This window comes from Halorubrum sp. Atlit-28R (assembly GCF_003665955.1).
Taxonomy (GTDB): domain Archaea; phylum Halobacteriota; class Halobacteria; order Halobacteriales; family Haloferacaceae; genus Halorubrum; species Halorubrum tropicale.
In genome coordinates this window covers 107,041-123,087 of the sequence record NZ_QPLS01000003.1, presented here as the reverse complement: position 1 = coordinate 123,087, position 16,047 = coordinate 107,041, and the positions used below count along the sequence as shown (strand labels likewise).

Below are 16,047 nucleotides of genomic sequence, written 5' to 3'. Positions count from 1 at the left end.
GGAACCGATGCCCTCCACGACTCGCCGCGCGTTCGCCGCCGGGCTGTCGACAGTCGTCGCCGCCGGGTGCGTCGGCCGCGACGACGCCGACGCCGCCCCCCACTGGGTGAGCGTCTACCTCGCCGACCGCGAGGCGACGCGCGACGTGACCGTGACGGTCCTCGACGCGAGCGGCGCGACGCTGTTCGAGGAGTCGTACCGGCTCTCCGACGACAACGAGGCCAAGGAGGACGCGACGTTCCCCGGGTCGGCCGAGCCGGAGACGGTCGTCGTGACCGTCGACGACGCCCGGTTCGAGCGCGACTGGCCCGGGTTCGAGCGGGCGTCCCTCCCCTGCGACGGGCCGAACAGAAGCGGCGTCGAGCTCTGGATCGAGTCCGCCCCGGACCAGGGCCCCGACCTGCGGCTGGAGGCCGACTGTCAGCACGTCACCGAGGCGTGAGCCGGGAGCGACGCCGGAGGAAACGGCTTCGGAACGTTATATATCGATATATATGGGTCTTAGCGGCGCTTAATAGGTGCTCAGCCGTATCGATGGGCAATGGGTCGCTTCCACCCGGACGTCGAACCGAACCACCTCGATATCGACATCGACGAGTACGAAGACGCGTACGTCGTCGGTGACGTTCACGGCTGTCCCGAGCCGCTCGACCGGCTGCTGTCGAAGCTACGCGTCACCGACGACGACCTCGTCGTGTTCGTGGGTGACCTGGTCCGGAAGGGCCCCGACAGCGCGGCGGTCGTCGAGCGCGTCCGCGAGGCGGACAACATGTTCACCGTCCGGGGGAACAACGAGGAGAAGCTGCTGCGCGGCGACAAGTCGCTCGACGCGCTGTCCGAAGCGGACCTCGAGTGGATGGCGTCGCTGCCGGTCGCGATCACGATCGGGGACAACCTGATCGTCCACGGCGGCGTCGACCCGCGCGAGCCGCTCGACGCGCACACGATCGATGACCTCCAGACCACCCGGTCGCTGGTCCCGGGCGGCAGCTACGACTCTCCGTACTGGTACGAGGAGTACGAGGGGCCGCCGCGCGTGTTCTTCGGTCATACCGTCCTCGACGACCCGGTCCTCACTGAGGGCGCGGTTGGCCTTGATACCGGCTGCGTCTACGGCGGGTCGCTCACGGCCTACGACCTGCGGAACGAGTCCGTGACCGCCGTACCCGCGCTCCGCGGCGGCGTTGAGCGCAGCGACGCCAAGATCGTCGACGTGGCCGAGCTGGGCTGAGCCGCTCGGCGCCCGCTCGGCCGGCAGCGACCGCGAGAGTCCTCCTCGGAACGCCGCGCTCTCGCCGATACGACGCGCTCGCTCCCGGCATCGACGACCGGCTGGCCGCACGCCTGTCACCTCGACACTCGCGTCGACGGCCGACTGACATGGGCGGCGGTCGACGGGCTCCCGCCGGGCGGCCCGCCCTCTCCCAAAGCTTATCTCTCAGCTACGAAACCAAACTCCTGCTATGTCAACACCAGCCACAGACACCGGGGACGGTCGCGTCGACGGCGACACGACGCTGGCGGCGCTCTCTCACGCGTCGGCGCTGTTCGCCTCCTTCCTCGGGCCGATCCTGTTCCTGATCCTCGCGGACGACGACGACGAACTCGTCACGCAGAACGCGAAGAACTCGCTGAACTTCCAGATCGTCGTCTTCGCCGCGCTCATGCTCGCCGCCGTGCTGAGCTTCGTGTTCGTCGGGCTTCTGCTGTTCCCGATCATCGCGGTTGTCGACCTGGTACTGGTGCTTCTCGCGACCGTGAAGGCCAACGACGGACAGGTCTACTCGTACCCGTTCACGCCGGACATCGTCTGAGGTCGTCGTCCCTTCAGCGCGATGCCGGCGGCTAGCGGGCGGTGACGGAACGAAACGGAAGTTGACTCGAAAACCGACCGCGTTAGAGTTCGTCCTCGAAGTCTTCGAGGGCGAACACGGTGTCGGCCCCGCGGCGGTCGAGCGTCTCGTTGGCGAGGAGCCAGTAGACGACCGACAGCGCGCGGCGGCCCTTGTTGTTCGTCGGGATGACGAGGTCGACGTTCGACAGCTGGTTGTTGGAGTCGCACATCGCGATGACCGGGATGCCGACGGTGATGGCCTCCTTGACGGCCTGCGCGTCACCGATCGGGTCGGTGACGACGACGACGTCCGGCTCGATGTAGCCGGCGTAGTCGGGGTTCGTCAGCGTGCCCGGGATGAAGCGCCCGGTGCGGGCGCGGGCGCCGATGGCGTCCGCGAACTTCTCGGCCGGGAACCGGCCGTACTGCCGCGAGGACGTGACCAGGATCTGCTCCGGGTCGTAGCTCTCGAGGAAGTCCGCGGCCGTGCGGATCCGCTCGTCGGTCAGGCTCACGTCGAGGACATACAGCCCGTCGTCGCGGACGCGGTGGATGAACCGCTCCATGTCCTTCGTCTTCTGCTGGGTCCCGATGTGGACACCGGCGGAGAGGTAGTCCTCGACGGGAATCAGCAGGTCGACGTCGTCGTCGGGCATGACGTCGTCGTCGAACGGGGAGGCCTCCTCTTCGGCCTCCTCTGCGGCCTCGCTCTCGGCGTCGGCAGACGCCCCAGTTTCGGCGTCGGCAGACGCCCCCTCGGCGCCCGCGTCGGCGGTCGGTTCCTCGGTCGTGTCGGCCTCCTCCTCGACCGCCGCGTCGACCGCCTCGGTCTCCGCGTCGTCGTCGAGTTCGACCGCGTCGTTGTCTTCGCTCATGCGTGGTGTGGGCCCGTCATACCGCGTCGTCCGCGATGCGGACCAGTTCGTTCAGCTTGGCGGTGCGCTCGCCGCCGACCGTGCCGGTCTTGATGTAGCCGGCGTCGGTCGCCACGGCGAGGTGTGCGATGGTTGCGTCCTCGGTCTCGCCCGAACGGTGGGAGATGACCGTCTCGTACCCGTTGCGGGCGGCGAGTTCGACCGCGTCGAACGCGTCCGACAGCGTTCCGATCTGGTTCGGCTTGATCAGGATGCTGTTGGCCGCGCCCGCGTCGATCCCGTCCTGAAGTCGCTCGACGTTGGTGACGAACAGGTCGTCGCCGCAGATCAGCGTCCGGTCGCCGACCCGCTCGGTCAGCTCCGCGAACGCCTCGTAGTCGTTCTCGTCGAGCGGGTCCTCGACGTACGCGAGGTCGTACTCGTCGACGAGGCCGGCGACGTACTCGATCTGCTCGTCGGCCGACTTCGTCTCGTCGCCGTAGACGTACGCCTCTCGGTCGTCGTCGTACAGCTCGGCGGCGGCCATGTCGAGCCCGAAGCGGATCTCAAAGCCGACCTCCTCCTCGACCCGGTCGACCGCCTCGTCGACGACCTCGAACGCCTCCGCGTCCGAGATCGGTGGCGCCCACGCGCCCTCGTCGCCCTTCGCCGCGGGCACGCCGCGCTCGTCGAGCACGTCCGCGACAGCCGCGTGGACCGCGGCGTTCGCGAAGACGGCCTCCGAGACGCTCGGCGCCCCGACGGGGGCCGCGAGGAACTCCTGGATGTGGGTCGCCTCCTTGGCGTGCTCCCCGCCGCCGACGACGTTGCCGAGCGGAATCGGGAAGTTCTCGCCGCGGAACGCGCCGCCGAGGTGCTGGTACAGCGGCGCGCCCAGCACGTCGGCCGCCGCCTTCGCCGCCGCCATCGAGATGGCGACCGCGCTGTTGGCGCCGATGGCGGAGAAGTCGTCCGTCCCGTCGGCGGCGCGCAAGGCGTTGTCGACCGCGCGCTGGTCGCCCGCGAAGACGCCTTCGAGGCGCGGCACCGCGTGCTCTCGGGCCTTCGCGATGGACTCGCTCGCGGGCAGTTCGATCGCCTCGTACTCGCCCGTCGAGGCCCCGCTGGGGGCCGCGCCGCGGCCGAAGCCGCCGGACTCGGTGAGCACGTCGGCCTCGACCGTCGGGTTCCCGCGCGAGTCGAGGACGCGGCGGAGCGAGACGCTGGTGATCCGCGTCATCAGCTCTCCCTCCGGACCGTGAACGGGAGCGCGCCCGCGTCGTACTCCTCCGCGGCGACGAGGATCGGCTCCGTCTGGTCGGTGTCGATCAGCACGGGCGCCCCGTAGGACACCTGTAGCGCTCGCGCGCCGAGGATGCGTGCCTTCTCGTATCGATTGTATCGCTGTCCTGACATGGTTACTGGTACGGCGAGACGACGTCGACCAGGTCGCGGTGGCTGACCAGCATGCGCCGGCAGCAGTGCCGGTCGACCCCGAGATCGTCGAGCACCTCGCCGGGGTCCTCGTCGCCCTCGCGAGCCCGCTCTTTGAACTCCTCCCAGTGTTCACCCACGACGTTGCCGCACGTGAAACACCGGACCGGGATCATCATGACTGGATCACCTCAGCGGTAGGACTTCTGGTAGCGAGCGCGCGCGCCGGGTCCGCCCCACTTCTTGGGTTCGGACTGGCGCACGTCGTTGACCAGCAGGGTGCGGTCGAAGTTCATGTACGCGTCGCGCAGCTCGGCGTCGCCGAGGTGCTGGACGAGGCCGCGGGCGATCGCGGTCCGGGCCGCGTCCGCCTGCCCGCTGAAGCCGCCGCCCTCGACGTCGATATCGATGTCGACGCCCTCGCGGAGCTCCTCGCCCGCGATGCGGAACGGCTCCAGCATCTTGAGCCGCGCCTGTTCCGGTTCGACCAGCTCGACTGGCTGGGAGTTGATGCGCACGCGGCCCTCGCCCTCGCGCACGGTGGCGCGGGCGACGGCCGTCTTCTTCTTGCCTGAGGTGTTCGTTACCATGTGACGTTGGCTCCCAGAGACTCGGAGATGTCCCCGAGCGTGGTGAATTTGATGTTCGAGAGGCGGTCGAGCGAGGTGCCGTCGAGGACGACGCTCTCGACGTCCTCGTCGCGCTCGTAGGGGTTCCCGACGTACACGCGCACGTTCGAGAACGCCTCGCGGCCGTCCTCCGACTTGTACGGCAGCATGCCGCGGATGGCGCGCTTGAAGATCCGGTCCGGGCGCTTGGGGTAGTAGGGCCCGCTGTCCGAGCCGAGCTCCGCGCGCTTGTGGTACGTCTCCATCGTCGACTCCTCGTTGCCGGTGATGACGGCGCGCTCGGCGTTGACGACGGCGACGGTCTCCCCGGCGAGGGCGCGCTGCGCGACCTCGGAGGAGACGCGACCGAGGATACAGTCGCGGGCGTCGACGACGACGTCCGCGTCGATCTTCGCGAGACTCATCGGATCACCCGCACGTCGCTCCCTTCGGGGTTCTGTTCGATGAACTGTTCCAGCGTCACCGCTTCGCCGGCCTGGTCGATCTTCGTCCGGGCGGTCCCGGAGAAGTCGACGGCGGCGACGGTGACGTTCGTTTCGAGCACACCGCTGCCCAGCACCTTGCCGGGGACGACGACCGTCTCGTCTTCCTGAGCGTACCGCTCGATGCGGCCCAGGTTGACCTCAGCGTGCGTGCGCCGTGGCTTCTCCAGTCGGTCGGCGACGTCCTGCCACACGTTGGCACCGGAGCCACGCGAGACCGACTTCAGATCGGCGATGAGGTTCTGTAGTTTCGGGTTCGTCTTGCTACTCATAGCTGTCCCTCCTGAACGGAGAGTTCGTGGAAAACGGAGTGCAGGGAGCAGGATTTGAACCTGCGGACCTCTACAGGACAGCGCCCTGAACGCTGCGCCGTTGGCCTGACTTGGCTATCCCTGCGTGCACTCCATCGTATTCCGGCTCCCTTCAAACCACTTTCGGTCCCGCCGTCCGCCGCGTCGGCCACGGGCGCTCCGGCGGTCGGAGCGGGGCCGCGGCTGTCGGCGGGGGCGACGGTCAGGGTGTTGGTTCGAAGGGCCGTCATTTCCTTAGACTGCGACTTTCGTCTGTAGTTCGTCCGCGCGCTCCTCGATGGAGTCGATGGCGCGGAGCAGCAGTTCCTCGACGTCGAACGAGCCGTCCGTCTCGATGTGGAAGACGAACGCGCCCGGCACGTCCTCGACCGCGACCTCCTTCCCGGGGAACCGTTCCGAGAGGTCGTTGTCGAACTCGTCCGTGAGCTCGATGTCGCCCTCGGGCGTCTCGATGACGCCGCGGAGGATGTTCGGCTCGTCGTCGTCGAACTCGCCCCGGTCGCCCTCGACCGTGACGCGCTGGAGGTGGCGGTAGCCGACGGAGACGCCGCCCTGGTGTTTGGCGTGCTCCTTGCCGGTGTCGAGGACCGCGTCGGCCTCGAACTCCAACCGCTGTCCCTCCTTCAGCTCGATGATCGGGACGTTCTCGTCGGCGACCTCGACGAGCGGGTCGCTGCTCTCGATGTCGCCGGAGTACGCCGTCGCCGGGCCTTCGACGTCGAGCGCGAGGGTGACCTCGTCGCCGAGTTCGAAGTCGTCGAGCGGCGTCGTCAGGGGCACGAGCCCCAGACGCAGGCCGATCATCTCGTCGAACATGACCGAGGAGTTCTCGACGAACCGAACGGTGTCGATCGAGAACGTCGGGACGTCGGCGATCATCGCGCGGCGGATGCCGTTTGCGAACGCCGGCGTGAGCCCGCGGATCAGCACCCGCGCGCTGCGTTCGTCCCGTTCGACGTACTGGACGTCGAATTCGTCTTCGGTCATGTCAGACTCGCTTGTTCTTCGGCGCCTTCGTCCCGTCGTGCGGGATCGGCGTGACGTCCTCGATGCGCCCGATCTCGACGCCCGCACGCGAGAGCGCGCGGATCGTCGCCTGCGCACCGGGACCGGTGGACTTGTTGAGGTTGCCGCCGGGGCCGCGCACGCGAACGTGCACGCCCTCCAGACCGGCGTCCTTGACGCGCTCGGCGACGACCTCCGCCATCTGCATGGCGGCGTACGGCGACGCCTCGTCGCGGTTCTGCTTCACCACGGTGCCGCCGGACGACTTGGCGATCGTCTCGGCGCCCGTCTCGTCGGTGACCGTGATGAGCGTGTTGTTGAACGACGCGTACACGTGGGCGATGCCCCACTTTCCGTCCTCGGATTCACTCATGGTTGGTTACTCCTGTGACTCCGCGCGCTCGGGGTGGAGATCGTCCGCGAGCGGGCTCGTCTCGTCGAAGGCGATGGCGCCTTCGTCGTCGACGTCCACCTTCACCGACGGGCGCGTGACGCGGGCGCCGTTGACGGTGATGTGGCCGTGGACGATGAACTGGCGGGCCTGCTGGGTCGAGGAGGCGAAGCCCTGTCGGTAGACGACCGTCTGGAGGCGACGCTCCAAGAGGTCGGTCACGTCGAGCGACAGGACCGTCGAGATGTCGTCGTTGTCGCCGAGGATGCCGATGCGGCGAAGTCGAGTGACGAACTCCGCGCCGGCGTCCTGGGCGGCCTCGACGTCGCCCTGCGCCTCGCCGAGCAGCCGTCGGGCCTCCCGACGCATGTTACGCAGCTCGGACTGGGCACGCCAGAACTCCTCTTTGTTCTTCAGGCCGTACCGCGAGAGGAGATCGGACTCCTCGGCGATGCGCTCGCCCTGGTACGGGTGGTTCGGCGTCTCGTAGCCCTTGGTGTTCTTTCCGGTGCTCATTCGTCGTCACCGCCTTCGTCGTCCGCCATCTCCTCGCGGATCTCCTCGACGTTGACCCCGATGGTCCCCTCCGAGCGACCCGTGGACTTGGTGCGCTGGCCGCGGACCTTCTGCCCGCGCTTATGGCGCACGCCTTTGTACGATTCGATGACCTTCATCCGGTTGATGTCGTGACGGCGCTTCTCGCTGACGTCGGTGCCGACGAGGTGCGTCGTCTCTCCGGTGAAGAAGTCGTTCTGTCGGTTCGTCATCCACGACGGGACGTGGTCTTCGAGGTTCTCGGCGATGTCGACCACCGCGTCGATGTCCTCCTCGTCGAGGAGCCCGAACGTGGCGTTGCGGTCCACGTCGGCCTTCTCGGCGACCAGCCGCGCCGTGCGCGTGCCGATGCCGTCGAGTTCGGACAGGCTTCGCTCGACCGTCTTCGTCCCGTCGAGGTCCGCGCCCCCGATCCGAACGAAGTACTGGAGGTCTTCCTCCTCCTCCGGCGAGTCGTCCTGTGATTCTTCCGTGCTCATGTGTTGGTTGTGGTGAGCCCTACCGACGCGAATCGGCGGTACTCGTCCGTTCGAGCGTTGCGGCGGGGATTCGAACCCCGGAGGCAGTGACGCCACAGAGTTAGCAACCCTGCGCCTTGGGCCAGGCTTGGCTACCGCAACCCGCGTTGTATCATCGCCCTTGCGGACTCGGGGCCCGACGCCCCTGCAGTTCGTGCGTTCGTATGCTCCCGCCTTCGGTACTTAAACATCACGAAACGGTCGAGTCGCTGTGGGGGTCTCGCACGGTCAGTTCGCGCGCAGTCCCGCGGGTTCGCGTCTCCGTTCGCGGGGCCGGTCCCCCGTTTCCGTGAGGCGTAGTGTTTAGTGGGTCCCGCGGGAGGGTCCGAGCATGAAGGCCGTTCAGTTCGCCGACCACGGCGACCGCGACGTGATCGAGTACGGCGAGTTCCCCGACCCCGAACCGGACCGCGGCGAGGTGCTCGTCGACGTGAAGGCGGGCGCGTTGAACCACCTCGACGTCTGGACGCGACGCGGGATGCCCGGCATCGACCTGGAGATGCCGCACGTTCCCGGCAGCGACGCCGCGGGCGTCGTCGAGGCCGTCGGCGACGGCGTGACGCGCTTCGAGCCGGGCGACCGCGTCGCCGTGAGCGCCGGCGTCTCCTGCGGGGACTGCGAGTTCTGTCGCAACGGCGAGGAGTCGCTGTGCGTCTCCTTCCACATCATCGGCGAGCACGTCCGCGGCGTCCACGCGGAGAAGGCGACGGTGCCCGCGGCGAACCTCGTCCCGGTCCCGTCCGGCGTCGACTGGGAGGTCGCCGGCTCCGCGTCGCTCGTCTTCCAGACCGCGTGGCGCATGCTCCAGACGCGCGCCGACATCGAGGCCGGCGAGAAGGTGCTCGTCCTCGGCGCCTCCGGCGGCGTCGGCCACGCCGCGGTCCAGATCGCCGACCACGCGGGCTGTGAGGTGTACGCGACCGCCTCCACCGAGGAGAAGCTCTCGCACGCCGAGGACTGCGGCGCAGACCACGTCATCGACTACGAGGCGAACGACTTCGCCGAAGAGGTCGCCGCGCTCACCGGCAAGCGCGGCGTCGACGTGGTCGTCGACCACGTCGGCGAGGCCACCTACCCGAACTCGCTGAAGTCGATGGCGAAGGGCGGCCGGCTCGTCACCTGCGGCGCCACGACCGGCCCGAACCCCGGCGCCGGGCTCAACCGCATCTTCTGGAACCAACTCTCCGTCATCGGCTCCACGATGGCGACGCCCGGCGAGGTCGACGACGTGCTGGAACTCGTCTGGGACGGCACCTTCGAGCCCCGCGTCCGCGAGGTCCTCCCGATGAGCGAGGCCGCGCGCGCACACGAGATGATCGAAAACCGTGAGGGCTTTGGCAAGGTGGTGCTAAAGCCGGACAGTGAGCTCTGAGACCGACAACGACGACGCGGACGCGACCGCCGACGGTACCACCGACGGCGGCTACGTCCACGTCCCGGGCACCGACGACGGCGCCGACGCGACCGACAGCGCCGGCGCCGGCGGCCCGACCGCCGCCGACGAGCCCGCCGCCGACGGCTTCGGCCGCAAGGGGTGGGCGCTGACGGCGGCGATATTCATCTGCGCGCTCGTCATCCCCGGGATCATCTACGTCTACCCGTACGCCGCGGGCTGGTTCGGTCTCCCCTTCTTCGCGACGTACCTCGCGCTCCCGCTCGTCCCCGCGCTCCTCCTCGGCCTCGTCGCGGTCTGGTCGATGACGGCCGCGACGGCCGACGACGAGCCCTGACCGAGCGGGGCCGGATTGCCCGCGAACGGACGGCCCCGCCGCGGCCGAACGACAACCGTTTTGAACGACACCCGCGCAGTGGTGATATGTTGATCACCGTCTCCGGCCCGCCCGGCAGCGGGAAGAGCACTAACGCCGTCCAACTGGCGGACGCGCTCGGCCTCGGACACGTCTCCGGCGGCGACATCTTCCGCGAGATGGCGGCCGAACGCGACATGACGCCCGTCGAGTTCAACGAGTTCGCCGAGGAGGACCCGCAGATCGACCGCGACCTCGACCGCCGGCTCCGCGAGATCGCCGTCGAGCGCGACGACGTGGTCCTCGAATCGCGGCTCGCCGGGTGGCTCGCGGCCGACCACGCCGACTTCCGGTTCTGGTTCGACGCGCCGCTGTCGGTCCGCGCCGAGCGGATCGCGGCGCGCGAGGCGAAGCCGGTCGACCGCGCGCGAACGGAGACGGAGCGCCGCGAGGCCTCCGAGCGCAAGCGGTACCGGGAGTACTACAACATCGACATCGAGGATCTCTCGATCTACGACGCCGCGTACAACACCGCCCGCTGGGGCCCCGAACCGTTCCTCGACGTCCTCGTCGCGACCGTCGAGGCGTACGACCCCGAGGACGACGAGGGGAAATCGCCCGTCGAGGGCGTCGCGTACGACTTCTGAGTCCCCAACCCGCCTCCACATGACAGACGCCTCAGACTCCGACGCCGACGCACTCGCCGACGGGGAGGACCCGCTCAGGGCGCCGCCGGGCGAGCGCTCGGTGCCGGAACTGCTCCGGTTCGGCGTCGTCAACCTCGACAAGCCCGCCGGCCCCTCATCGCATCAGGTGTCGGCGTGGGTGCGCGACGCGATAGACGAGACGCTCGCCGCGCTCGACCCGGCCGGTCCCCCCACCGGCGGCGTCGCCCACTCCGGCACGCTCGACCCGAAGGTCACCGGCTGCCTGCCCACGCTGACCGGCGACGCGACGCGCATGGCGCAGGTGTTCCTCGAAGGCGCGAAGGAGTACGTCGCGGTGCTGGAGCTCCACGGGGCCCCGCCGGCGGACTTCCGCGAGGTGGTCGCGGAGTTCGAGAGCGAGGTGTACCAGAAGCCGCCCCGAAAGAGCGCCGTGAGCCGTCGCCTCCGCACGCGGACGGTCCACGGCCTCGACGTGCTGGAGGTCGCCGACCGCCGGGCGCTCCTCCGGATCCGCTGCGAGTCGGGGACGTACGTCCGGAAGCTCTGTCACGACATCGGGCTCGCGACGGGGGTCGGCGCGCACATGGGCCACCTCCGCCGCACCGCCACCGACCCGTTCGACGACCGCGACCTCCGCCCGCTCCAGGACCTCGTGGACGCGCTCGCCTGGGCCGAGGAGGGCGACGACGCGCTCCTCCGCGAGGTGGTCCGTCCCGCCGAGGACGCCCTGACGCACCTCCCCGCGGTGGCGGTCGCGCGGTCGGCCGCCCGCAGCGTCGCGACCGGCGCGCCGGTGTACGCGCCCGGCGTGATCGACGCGGACGACGCGGCGGTCCCCGGAACGGTCAGCGGTCGGGAGCCCGACGCCGACGAGGGCGATCCGCCGCTCGTCGCGTGTTTCACCCCGGACGGCACCGCGGTCTGTCTGGGGCGAGTCGTCGGCGACCCGAGCGCGGACGGCGGGAAGGTCGTCGACTTGGAGCGCGTTCTTTTATAGGTCCGCCACCGCGTCGACGCCGGCGGTGCGTTCGACGAGAGCGACGCGCTCGCCGAGGCGGTCGACGCGGCGGGAACGTCACGCGCGACGGTCCGCGCCGAACATGACGGGTACGTCCTCGGCCGGTGCGAGGGGCTAGCCGTCTACGAGGGCGACCCGATCGGGAGTCTCGCCGTCCGGGACGGCGGCGACCCCGTGGCGTCGCGGGACGCCGCCGACGAGTGAAGCGAAGTCCTTAATTACCGGACCGCCGTTCGTCTGCGTGTAGTCAGGGACCGTGGGGTAGTGGTATCCTATGCGGATGGGGTCCGTATGACCTGAGTTCGACTCTCAGCGGTCCCATACGAAATTTTACACGAACCGTCCGAAACCGGCCAGATAGCCCGGTATGACGATGGTTTGGTGCGACAGTGACCTGCCCGGTTCACCCGTCAGTTACGCCCGTTGAGGACGCGGGAGACGACGTTCGGAGTCGGGTCAGACACGCGAGCAGTCAGGCGACCGAGCGCGTCTACGACCACCTCGGTCGAGCGTAACACCCGCTCTCGTCAGGGATCCATCGCACGTGCGGCGTCGAGATCTGGTGGTCCCCCGAGGCCATCGTCAGCTGTCGGCCGTCACGTCGGTCAGGTACCACGCGATAAGCCGCGCCTGTGCCCGGCGGACAATCCCCGACGCGGTCGACTTGTCCACGCCGACCACGTCGGCGAGGTCCGCGAGGGTACACTCTCGCGGGACCTCGAAGTATCCCTCTCTGAGCCCGGCGGCGAGGAGTTCCTCCTGTCGCCGTGTGAGGAGTCGGTCCGACCGCTTCTTTTCCACCTTCGAGAGGAGTTCGTACTCGGTCCCGCTCGATTCCAGCGCCTTCCGGAGCTGGTCGAACTCCTCGCGAGTACCGGTCAGGTCGAACTCGTAGAACCCGTTCCGAACTTCGATCGGAAACTCGGGCGGGAACCCTCCGGACTCGACGAAGGCGTAGAGGTCGACGTCGGTCGTCTCGTACGTCGCGAGGAGCCGGTCGTCGGTGCGTTCCAACACCTCGTACGCGTCGACCGCCCCGTGTTCGCGAAACGCTGCTGCGACCGACCCCGGGGTTCGAGTCAGCACCTCTCCGAGTTCCTTCGCGGTGGCGCCACTGCGGACGCCGGACAGCAGGCGAAAGGTCGCATCGGGGAACGCCTCCGACAGGTCGGCGATGTACAGGTCCGGCGGGAGGCGAATGCGGAATCGGGCGTCGATCATGCTGAGTACTGCCGCCTCGGACAGATACCAACACGTTGGGGTCATTCACACATGAATCGCCCGGCAACACTGTAGTATGAACTCCGAGTCGGCCGGTGCGGCCACGAGCGGACGGGCGACGCTGCGGACGATGGCACGGACGATCACCGGACCGATCGGAGAGCTGTGGCGCCGCGATCCGGTTTTGTCCGCCGTGGCTGCGATCAACGCCGTCCTGTTCGGTGCCTTCGCCGTCGGCACCGTCTTGGACCCAATGGTCGTCAACGGGGAACCGGCGTGGCTCAAGCCAGCGAAGTTCGCCGGCTCGATCGCGCTCGTGTGCGCGACGCTCGGCTGGCTCGGTGTTCACCTCCCGGTCGACCCGGACTTTCGCCGCCGTGTCTCCCGGATCGTCGGCGTCGGTCTCCTCATCGAAATCGTCCTTATCGGCGGACAGGCCGCGCGCGGCGTCGGTTCTCACTTCAATCGGGCGACGGTCATCGACGGGGCGATCGGAGGCGTCATGGGCGTTACAATCGTCATCGTCACCGTCGCGATCGCCGCGCTGGCCGTCCGGGCACGCGGCGACGAGTTCGACGTCCACCCGGCGTTCGCCGCGGGCATCCTCCTCGGGATCGGGTGGTTCGTCGTCGGCGCGTTCGAGGGGGCGGCGATGATCGCGATCCAGTCCCGGGTCGTTGAGACGACGGAGCCGACGGTCCCGGTCGTCGGCTGGCAGCTCGTCGGCGACTTCCGCCTGGCGCACTTCGTCGGCCTCCACGCCCTCCAGCTGTTGCCGCTGACCGGCTACCTCGCGGCAGTTGGACACCGTCGAGGCCTCGTCGACTATCCGCGACGCGTCGTATACCTCGTCGCTGCCGGATACGTCGCGGTCCTTCTCGTGACCGCCGCCCTCGGCGTCGCACCGGTCCTCATCTGACGAGCGATCTCACGAAGCGGGGGCGATAACGCTTACAGCAGCAGATATTGATACCTGAGTAGCAGCCACATCACCACGCGCCGAGAGGAACTGCGGCACATGACGATTTCACGCCAATCGAGACTGAACGTCTCTCCGACGAGATTTCGCGCCCGCGTGTGCGCCAGCCTCCCCACCCCCGCGGGAGATGGAGTCGAAATCCCTGCCGACCGAGGCGACACAAGATCAGTTCTGATTAGGGCCAGAGGGACCGGAGAATCAGATACCAGTTCTCAGAAGCTCGCCAGCGTTTCGTCTCTCGTCTCACCGAGATACTGCCGGATCGCTCCCTCGTCCCAACCGACCGCCGCCAACACGCTCTCGACGGCGCGGACAGCGCCGTCCTCGTACCACGCGGCGTCGTATCGTGGTATCTCTTCGAACTCCAATCTGACCCGCGACGCACCTCGTGCGTCGGCATCAACGACCACGTACCGGACGGTCTGTCCCGGGGCGAGCCCCGCGCCCTCGATTTGCGCCCGCTTCAGGGCCGCGACGGCGAGCGTCTCCATCGAGTACTCGTCTGGGTCCTTCGACACGCGATTGTCGACGACGAGCGCGTTCGGGTCGACGGTCCCCTCTCGTAGGTCCCCGAGGCGCCGCCGGAGTACGTCGCACACCGCCTCCGGAGAGCGCGTCTCGTCGAACACGCGGAGCGCCTCGCTCTGGACCGCTTCGACCCATTCCGGCGTCGAGCGCTGTCGCCCCTCGATGCCTCGCGTCTTGACCGCGTCGCCGAGCCCCGTCTCGGGGTAGTCGTCGCCGCGGCGCTTGCCGAAGTATCGAGTCAGAGCTCCCGACTCGGAGTTCCGCATCGGACAGAACGCGACCCACTCGAACGCGCATTCGTGCTCCAACTCGATGCCCGCCTCTTCGCTGATCTCGGCTGCGACTTCCTCCAAGGGGCGCTGCTCGCGACCGTCGGCCGGAGTCACCCAGATGGAGTCGACGATGCCGTGGACCACGCGCCAGCCGGCCGCTTCGAGCGCGGTCTTCGCGTCCAGGAGGAGTTCGCGGGCGTAGGCGTTGATCGCCTCGTGGCACTCGATGCGCCCGAACTTGGCGTTCGAGAAGCCCTGATACCCGAAGCAGGACACGAGAATCCACTTGATCGCGGAGGAGGCGGCCTCCAATCGCTCCCGTTCGTCGCCGGCGGCGTCGGGAATCCGTTCCTTGATCTCGCTCCGGGCGTCGATCAGCGGGCCGAGCACCTCCGGCAGGTAGCCGTCCCGGTCGCAAACGGAGTAGCCGAGACCCGGCACGTCGTCGGTGTCACAACACCCGCAGCGGACGGTCTCGGGCGAGATGTTCCGGGTCCTGATGACGTTGGGATACAGGGATGCGAAGTCGAGTTCGTGAACGTCCTCGTGGACGCCGACGTCGGGAGCGAACGTCGTGCCGCCGCGGTCGGCGTCGTCGAGCGTCGACGCCCGCTTGAACAGTTCCGGGCGCCACGCGCGCCACGGCACGAGCACGTCTCGGTCCCTCGCTTCGCGGATCTGCATCGCCGTCAGCACTCGCCCGATGGACGCCCACCCGAGTTCCTGTAGCGGGAGCCCGGAGCGCTCGACGAGGTCGAGACAGCCCTCCAGCCCGGACTCGTGGTAGAAGAACGAGTTTGACTCGTCGATGATGGCGCGTCCCGGGACCGAGTACCGAGCCGGCGAGTGCCCCACGTTGCCGTACGAGGCGTACGTCGACTCGCCGGCGAGCTCCGTGTAGCCGTCCCGCCGACCGAGTTCGAGATCGACGCCGTAGGCGTCGGCCGCCTCGAACAGCAGGGGCACGAGGTCCGCCGTCGAGACGACCAGGACGTCGGGATCGCGTTCGTCGAGCGCCGCTTGAACGCCGGCGACGGTCTCGGCGGGCGACGACCAGACTCGGTCACCGTCGACGGCGAGCTGCGGCAGCGACTCGATGCCCGACTCGTGCCGGGGTAAATCGAGGTGGAGCGTCCGCAGGTCGCGCACCGAGCGATCCGGAGCGGCCCGGGTATCTGTTTCGAGACAGAAGCGGAGCTGGCGGGTGAAATCGACGTTGTAGCAGGTGTAGGCGTCGGGCTGTCCGAACTGCTCGGTTCGGCTCGCAATCCTTCGGACCGCGTCGATCGAGGCGGCGTCGACGCGGAGCAGCGGCCGGGCGTCGGTCCGGAACGTCTGCCGGTGGGCCTCGACGCCGAGCCGCTCGACCGCGTCCTGTCCGTCGAGGAAGGACCAGAGATCGCGGAGCGCGTCCGAGAGCCCGTCGCGGGGCGGCGGCGTCGGATCCGGGCCGCCCGATCGACCGTAGAGATCCCCCGCTGAGTCACCGACGAAGAGCGTCGGGTGGTGGTCTTCGTGAACCTCGCGAGCGGCGCCGTCCGGAGTGAGCGTCCATCGGGCGACGCGGCCGTCACCGAGGTACTCCAGCGTGAGCGTCACG

The 16,047-nt window shown here is 68.7% G+C and carries 21 protein-coding genes, 3 tRNA genes and 1 pseudogene; 10 read left to right on the top strand and 15 right to left on the bottom strand.

The window, feature by feature from the left end; all coding sequences use genetic code 11:
* Nucleotides 1–7: 7 nt before the first annotated feature.
* From DVK06_RS06250 to DVK06_RS06240, 3 genes are all read left to right on the top strand, one after another.
* A complete protein-coding gene (locus tag DVK06_RS06250; protein WP_121599683.1) occupies nt 8–442 on the top strand; it encodes a hypothetical protein in 435 nt (144 codons plus the stop codon).
* Nucleotides 443–541: 99 nt separating this feature from the next.
* Nucleotides 542–1,231, top strand: a complete 690-nt coding sequence (locus DVK06_RS06245) for a metallophosphoesterase family protein (protein WP_121599682.1) — start codon at nt 542–544, stop codon at nt 1,229–1,231.
* A gap of 232 nt (nt 1,232–1,463) precedes the next feature.
* A complete protein-coding gene (locus tag DVK06_RS06240) occupies nt 1,464–1,814 on the top strand; it encodes a DUF4870 domain-containing protein (protein ID WP_121599681.1) in 351 nt (116 codons plus the stop codon).
* 82 nt (nt 1,815–1,896) lie between these two features.
* Here DVK06_RS06240 and rpsB read toward each other — a convergent pair whose 3' ends face one another.
* From rpsB to DVK06_RS06175, 13 genes are all read right to left on the bottom strand, one after another.
* Nucleotides 1,897–2,709, bottom strand: a complete 813-nt coding sequence (gene rpsB / locus DVK06_RS06235) for a 30S ribosomal protein S2 (protein WP_053771099.1) — start codon at nt 2,707–2,709, stop codon at nt 1,897–1,899.
* A gap of 16 nt (nt 2,710–2,725) precedes the next feature.
* A complete protein-coding gene (gene eno / locus DVK06_RS06230; RefSeq protein WP_053771100.1) occupies nt 2,726–3,928 on the bottom strand; it encodes a phosphopyruvate hydratase in 1,203 nt (400 codons plus the stop codon).
* Nucleotides 3,928–4,104 carry a DNA-directed RNA polymerase subunit K gene (locus DVK06_RS06225; RefSeq protein ID WP_006628057.1) on the bottom strand — a complete coding sequence of 59 codons (177 nt, stop codon included), beginning with the start codon at nt 4,102–4,104 and terminating at the stop codon, nt 3,928–3,930. Before DVK06_RS06225 ends, eno begins: the two co-directional genes overlap by 1 nt.
* A 2-nt stretch (nt 4,105–4,106) precedes the next feature.
* Nucleotides 4,107–4,301 carry a DNA-directed RNA polymerase subunit N gene (locus tag DVK06_RS06220; RefSeq protein ID WP_006628058.1) on the bottom strand — a complete coding sequence of 65 codons (195 nt, stop codon included), beginning with the start codon at nt 4,299–4,301 and terminating at the stop codon, nt 4,107–4,109.
* 12 nt (nt 4,302–4,313) lie between these two features.
* The gene (locus DVK06_RS06215) at nt 4,314–4,712 is read right to left on the bottom strand and encodes a 30S ribosomal protein S9 (protein WP_053771101.1); all 399 of its coding nucleotides are present in this window, start codon (nt 4,710–4,712) and stop codon (nt 4,314–4,316) included.
* Complete coding sequence (locus DVK06_RS06210; RefSeq protein WP_053771102.1) at nt 4,706–5,155, bottom strand: 50S ribosomal protein L13; 450 nt, start codon at nt 5,153–5,155, stop codon at nt 4,706–4,708. Before DVK06_RS06210 ends, DVK06_RS06215 begins: the two co-directional genes overlap by 7 nt.
* Nucleotides 5,152–5,505 carry a 50S ribosomal protein L18e gene (locus DVK06_RS06205; RefSeq protein ID WP_053771103.1) on the bottom strand — a complete coding sequence of 118 codons (354 nt, stop codon included), beginning with the start codon at nt 5,503–5,505 and terminating at the stop codon, nt 5,152–5,154. The genes DVK06_RS06210 and DVK06_RS06205 overlap by 4 nt, the downstream gene beginning before the upstream one ends.
* Nucleotides 5,506–5,544: 39 nt before the next feature.
* A tRNA-Leu gene (locus DVK06_RS06200) sits at nt 5,545–5,629 on the bottom strand.
* A gap of 149 nt (nt 5,630–5,778) precedes the next feature.
* A complete protein-coding gene (locus tag DVK06_RS06195) occupies nt 5,779–6,531 on the bottom strand; it encodes a DNA-directed RNA polymerase subunit D (protein ID WP_053771104.1) in 753 nt (250 codons plus the stop codon).
* A 1-nt stretch (nt 6,532) separates the two neighbouring features.
* Nucleotides 6,533–6,922 carry a 30S ribosomal protein S11 gene (locus DVK06_RS06190; RefSeq protein WP_004046448.1) on the bottom strand — a complete coding sequence of 130 codons (390 nt, stop codon included), beginning with the start codon at nt 6,920–6,922 and terminating at the stop codon, nt 6,533–6,535.
* A 6-nt stretch (nt 6,923–6,928) separates the two neighbouring features.
* Nucleotides 6,929–7,456: a 30S ribosomal protein S4 gene (locus DVK06_RS06185; RefSeq protein ID WP_121562527.1), complete on the bottom strand. Its 528-nt coding sequence runs from the start codon at nt 7,454–7,456 to the stop codon at nt 6,929–6,931.
* Nucleotides 7,453–7,974: a 30S ribosomal protein S13 gene (locus DVK06_RS06180; protein ID WP_053771106.1), complete on the bottom strand. Its 522-nt coding sequence runs from the start codon at nt 7,972–7,974 to the stop codon at nt 7,453–7,455. Before DVK06_RS06180 ends, DVK06_RS06185 begins: the two co-directional genes overlap by 4 nt.
* Before the next feature lie 55 nt (nt 7,975–8,029).
* A tRNA-Ser gene (locus tag DVK06_RS06175) sits at nt 8,030–8,115 on the bottom strand.
* A gap of 229 nt (nt 8,116–8,344) precedes the next feature.
* Between DVK06_RS06175 and DVK06_RS06170 the strand changes: the two genes are divergently transcribed.
* The 6 genes and pseudogenes from DVK06_RS06170 (at nt 8,345) to DVK06_RS06145 (ending at nt 11,768) form a co-directional block, all read left to right on the top strand.
* Nucleotides 8,345–9,385, top strand: coding sequence for a zinc-binding dehydrogenase (locus DVK06_RS06170; protein ID WP_053771107.1), 1,041 nt, complete (start codon nt 8,345–8,347; stop codon nt 9,383–9,385).
* Nucleotides 9,375–9,743 (top strand): hypothetical protein, encoded by a 369-nt coding sequence (locus DVK06_RS06165; RefSeq protein ID WP_053771108.1) that lies wholly within the window; start codon nt 9,375–9,377, stop codon nt 9,741–9,743. Before DVK06_RS06170 ends, DVK06_RS06165 begins: the two co-directional genes overlap by 11 nt.
* A gap of 86 nt (nt 9,744–9,829) precedes the next feature.
* A complete protein-coding gene (cmk, locus tag DVK06_RS06160) occupies nt 9,830–10,408 on the top strand; it encodes a (d)CMP kinase (protein WP_053771109.1) in 579 nt (192 codons plus the stop codon).
* A gap of 19 nt (nt 10,409–10,427) precedes the next feature.
* The gene (locus DVK06_RS06155; RefSeq protein ID WP_121599680.1) at nt 10,428–11,426 is read left to right on the top strand and encodes an RNA-guided pseudouridylation complex pseudouridine synthase subunit Cbf5; all 999 of its coding nucleotides are present in this window, start codon (nt 10,428–10,430) and stop codon (nt 11,424–11,426) included.
* Nucleotides 11,427–11,651: pseudogene (locus DVK06_RS19235) on the top strand (deacylase); the annotation flags it as partial.
* A 46-nt stretch (nt 11,652–11,697) separates the two neighbouring features.
* Nucleotides 11,698–11,768, top strand: a tRNA-Pro gene (locus DVK06_RS06145).
* 261 nt (nt 11,769–12,029) lie between these two features.
* Here the strand turns inward: DVK06_RS06145 and DVK06_RS06140 are convergent.
* Nucleotides 12,030–12,668, bottom strand: a complete 639-nt coding sequence (locus DVK06_RS06140; protein ID WP_121599679.1) for a helix-turn-helix domain-containing protein — start codon at nt 12,666–12,668, stop codon at nt 12,030–12,032.
* Between the two features lie 76 nt (nt 12,669–12,744).
* Between DVK06_RS06140 and DVK06_RS06135 the strand changes: the two genes are divergently transcribed.
* Nucleotides 12,745–13,587 (top strand): hypothetical protein, encoded by an 843-nt coding sequence (locus DVK06_RS06135; protein ID WP_233561627.1) that lies wholly within the window; start codon nt 12,745–12,747, stop codon nt 13,585–13,587.
* Nucleotides 13,588–13,859: 272 nt separating this feature from the next.
* Here the strand turns inward: DVK06_RS06135 and DVK06_RS06130 are convergent, their stop codons facing one another.
* Nucleotides 13,860–16,046, bottom strand: coding sequence for a type B DNA-directed DNA polymerase (locus DVK06_RS06130; protein ID WP_121599678.1), 2,187 nt, complete (start codon nt 16,044–16,046; stop codon nt 13,860–13,862).
* Between the last annotated feature and the right edge of the window lies 1 nt (nt 16,047).